3 protein-coding genes and 3 pseudogenes are annotated in these 3,478 nt (G+C 47.8%); 3 read left to right on the top strand and 3 right to left on the bottom strand.

Annotation, left to right across the window (positions count from 1 at the left end; genetic code table 11):
• Window positions 1–190: pseudogene (locus IR141_RS12235) on the top strand (IS1595 family transposase); the annotation flags it as partial.
• Window positions 191–254: 64 nt separating this feature from the next.
• On the opposite strand, the gene IR141_RS12230 reads toward IR141_RS12235, so the two are convergent.
• Both IR141_RS12230 and ccoG read right to left on the bottom strand, forming a co-directional pair.
• A complete protein-coding gene (locus IR141_RS12230; RefSeq protein WP_135037687.1) occupies window positions 255–812 on the bottom strand; it encodes a FixH family protein in 558 nt (185 codons plus the stop codon).
• 1 nt (window position 813) lies between these two features.
• Window positions 814–2,238 carry a cytochrome c oxidase accessory protein CcoG gene (gene ccoG, locus IR141_RS12225; RefSeq protein WP_135037684.1) on the bottom strand — a complete coding sequence of 475 codons (1,425 nt, stop codon included), beginning with the start codon at window positions 2,236–2,238 and terminating at the stop codon, window positions 814–816.
• A 143-nt stretch (window positions 2,239–2,381) separates the two neighbouring features.
• Here ccoG and IR141_RS12220 point away from each other — a divergent pair, with 143 nt between their 5' ends.
• A complete protein-coding gene (locus tag IR141_RS12220) occupies window positions 2,382–2,798 on the top strand; it encodes a hypothetical protein (RefSeq protein ID WP_135037682.1) in 417 nt (138 codons plus the stop codon).
• 99 nt (window positions 2,799–2,897) lie between these two features.
• On the opposite strand, the pseudogene IR141_RS14260 reads toward IR141_RS12220, so the two are convergent.
• A pseudogene (locus tag IR141_RS14260) lies at window positions 2,898–3,255 on the bottom strand (IS1595 family transposase); the annotation flags it as partial.
• A gap of 101 nt (window positions 3,256–3,356) precedes the next feature.
• Here IR141_RS14260 and IR141_RS13635 point away from each other — a divergent pair.
• Window positions 3,357–3,478, top strand: a pseudogene (locus IR141_RS13635) (IS1595 family transposase); the annotation flags it as partial.

Genomic DNA, 3,478 nt, shown 5'->3' with positions numbered 1-3,478 from the left:
GTTTGCCGACCGACACAACCATATCAACGGCATTGAGAATTTTTGGAATCAGGCGAAACGTGTCTTGCGCAAATACAACGGAATCAACCGAAAATCTTTTCCTCTGTTCTTGAAAGAATGTGAGTTTCGTTTTAACTTCGGGACACCAAAGCAGCAGTTAAAAACTTTGCGGCTTTGGTGTGGTGTTTAGGGCTAATCTACTTCAGCCCCAATTTATATAAAGCTGCTAGTCTAGAGCCTAGAAAATATCTGATTCATTGTGTGGCCGCTGAAGCAGAGAGCAGTTTTTCCATCGGTTTCAGATTGACAGCATAGCCTTGATTAACCAGCCATCTGTCTTCTACTCGCCATTTTCCGCCGGCATCTTCCACGCGCACATACCAGTGATGGGTGTCAGGCAGCGGTTTGAAAACGGCGTTGTACTCAGCTTTGTTGCCTGAAAATACCCCACTTTGTGCCGGTTGCAGTTTCACGGTTTGATCCTCGGCTTTTTTTGCCGGATGCATCAATACCAAATTAAGCGGTTCCTGCGGGTTGAAGTTGCCGCTAACCAGCACTTTAGCGGCGTTTTTATCGGGATTGACCAACACTTGTGCGTGAATATTGCGTTTGAAGGCTTCTTCATCGCGGTGCAGTTGCAGGTCGATATGTTTGCCGTCTTTATAATAGTCATCGCTCACCAAGTCGGCCGAATTGCTTTGGGCTAAGTGGAAAGTGTAGAGGGCGGCAAACACCACAATCACCGGCCCTGCCATCAGCAGCCACGGCCATGGTTCTTTATACCAGACTTTCGATTTTTGCGTTTGGGGCACTTTATTCTCCGATAAACGATGCTTTTTCTATGATGGTGTGCGGTTCGCCGCCTGCTTCGCGATAGGTGAATTCAAACACTATAGGGTGGCTGCCTTTATCGGCGTATTCGGGAATGGTGGCAACCTGAACAGGCACGGTAACGGTTTCTTTCGGGGGAACGGTCAGGCCGTCTGAAGGCAGGCCGGTGAGGGAAATTTCATCAAAACCGCTTACTTTGGCAGTGATACGCTGCTCTTTTTCGCTGTCGTTGATGATGCGCAGGTTGTAGGCGTTTTCCAGCCAACCTTGGTTATTTTCTCGCACCATCACGCCTCGGTCTTTGATAATGTCTACATTGAGGGTTTCGCGGGTGGAGATGCCGGCAATCATGGCGGCCACGGCAGCAGCCAATACTGCACCGTAACCGATAACACGCGGGCGCAATAAGCGTTTTCTGATGTCTTTATCGGTATATTCGTGCGCCAGCACGCTTTCGGTGGTATAGCGTATCAGCCCGCGCGGATAGTTCATTTTATCCATAATCTCATCGCAGGCATCAATGCAAGCGGCACAGCCGATACATTGATACTGCAAGCCATCGCGGATGTCAATGCCTACGGGGCATACCTGCACACACATAGTGCAATTGATGCAGTCGCCGAGCTTGATTTCTTCTTTACTGGCGGTTTTCTTGCGGGCTCCGCGAGGCTCGCCGCGTTCGGCATCGTAAGAAATCACCAACGTGTCTTTATCGAACATCGCGCTCTGAAAGCGGGCATAAGGGCACATATGCAGACACACCTGCTCACGCATCTGATGGGCAAACAGCCAAGTCATAAAGCCGTAAAACGCTGCGGCAAACAGCGCTCCCCCGCCTGCGGTAAGTGTGAATACGGCCGGCACAAGTTCGCGTATCGGCGTAAACCAGCCGGCAAAAGTGATGCCCGTCCACGCACACACAATAAAAATCAACAGATATTTAATGGTTTTAATGCGGATTTTACGGAAATTCCACCGCTCTTTATCAAGCTTCAAACGCTTGTTGCGGTCGCCTTCGACAAGGTGGTCTATCCACAGCATGATTTCGGTGTAAACCGTTTGCGGGCAGGAGTAGCCACACCACAAACGGCCGGCGATAGTGGTCCACCAAAACAGGCCGAAGGCAGAAATAATCAGCAACAGAGCCAAATAAATCAAATCACCCATGCCCAACGAAAGGCCGAAAATATAGAAATGACGCGCAGGAATATCGAATAAAACCGCCTGGCGGCCGCTCCAGTTGAACCACGGCACCATATAAAACACGAACTGCGTAGCCAAAATCATCAACAGGCGCAAATTGGCGAAACGCCCTTTAGCCATCTTCGGATGGATGCGTTTTGCACCTTGATAAAGTTGGATAACTTGTTCTTTAGATTGATTTCGGCCTTTGGGTACGCTTGACATGGCGGAGTTCCTCAGCTTGATAATGGCTTGCGTTATTTTCGTTATGGCGCAGCATTATAACAGCTTTAGGTTTTCAGACGGCCCAAAAACCAAGCGGGGCCGTCTGAAAAACACAAATAAAAGAGACAATACCGGATTATTAGTTGTATTACCCTCAAAAAATAGAGATAACATACTGCAAATTAAAGAAAAAATCACAGAAAAACTACTCTATTTTCTGTACCGGAAGCAACTACCCGTTCCGCTGCCGATATTTTGGGTATGCCTCAAATTCGTCAGCCCTATTCCACCGTCAAACCTGCCAAGTCGCCAGCCATCATTTGACTCCGGCTGACGATGAGGTTTTTGACGGTTCGGTTAAGTTGGACGAAAGTTGTTTCAGTGCAAGGCGTGAGGGCTGGTACGGGCGCGGCGCGGCAGGTAAAGTGGCCGTTTTCGGCATCCTGAACCAACACGGCAAGATCTGTACGGTAGTTGCAGATAACGCCAAGCTTGGAACTTTACTGCATGTAATCAAAAGAAAATTTATGCCTGACAGCATCGTTTGCACCACAGCCTAGACCAGTCGCAACAAATGGGATGCGGGTCGTTTTGTTTATCACTGCATCAATCATTCCAAAGTATTCACAGACCATCGGAACCTCATTGACGGCATCTTGCAGCGTTGCTTTGGAAGCATCGGGAACAACTTCGGTACAAACCCTTGCTGCCTCGTTTTAGGATGTCGGAAACGATGATTTTAGCACTCGCTTTGCCCCCGCGTTTACCTCGGATGCTTTTTGCATTGAAATGGGATTCGTCTGATTCTACGGCGTTTTAGAAAGAGGTGTCTGCCCGCATTCGCCAGCAGGGCTCCGGCGTAACTTCAGGTACGGACTGTTGATGCTTCCAACACTGATTCCGGTCAGTTTGGACGGTATCGGAAGCGTTCAAATAGAAAGCGGAAAGCCGTAAGACCTGACGGTATTGGGAATCGGTAATTTTACTGCACTTTTGATACTTGTTTTTTAATTTTATTTCATAAGCTTATCATTAATATTGGGTGGTTGTGCTTTCTTAGCCCCTTTGTTAAATAGAATAGCTCTAGACTAGCAGAATAGCTCTGTTAGCCTAGAAAAATGAAATATAACACCAAGTTAAGTGACTACAGCTCAAAAAAATTATCAAGCATTTTTGTGTCGGTATAGAAGCCTCAAAAACCGCTTTGCCGACAGGCTTCAACCGCAATACCATCAACCAC

The organism is Neisseria sp. 19428wB4_WF04, assembly GCF_015235335.1.
In the GTDB taxonomy this organism is placed as follows: domain Bacteria; phylum Pseudomonadota; class Gammaproteobacteria; order Burkholderiales; family Neisseriaceae; genus Neisseria; species Neisseria musculi.
The sequence above is the reverse complement of the archived record's forward strand: the minus strand, read 5'-3'. Positions and strand labels throughout refer to the sequence as shown.

Coding starts and splice junctions, on each gene's coding strand:
- ccoG (WP_135037684.1), bottom strand. CDS start 2,238: ATGTCAAGCGTACCCAAAGGCCGAAATCAATCTAAAGAACAAGTTATC.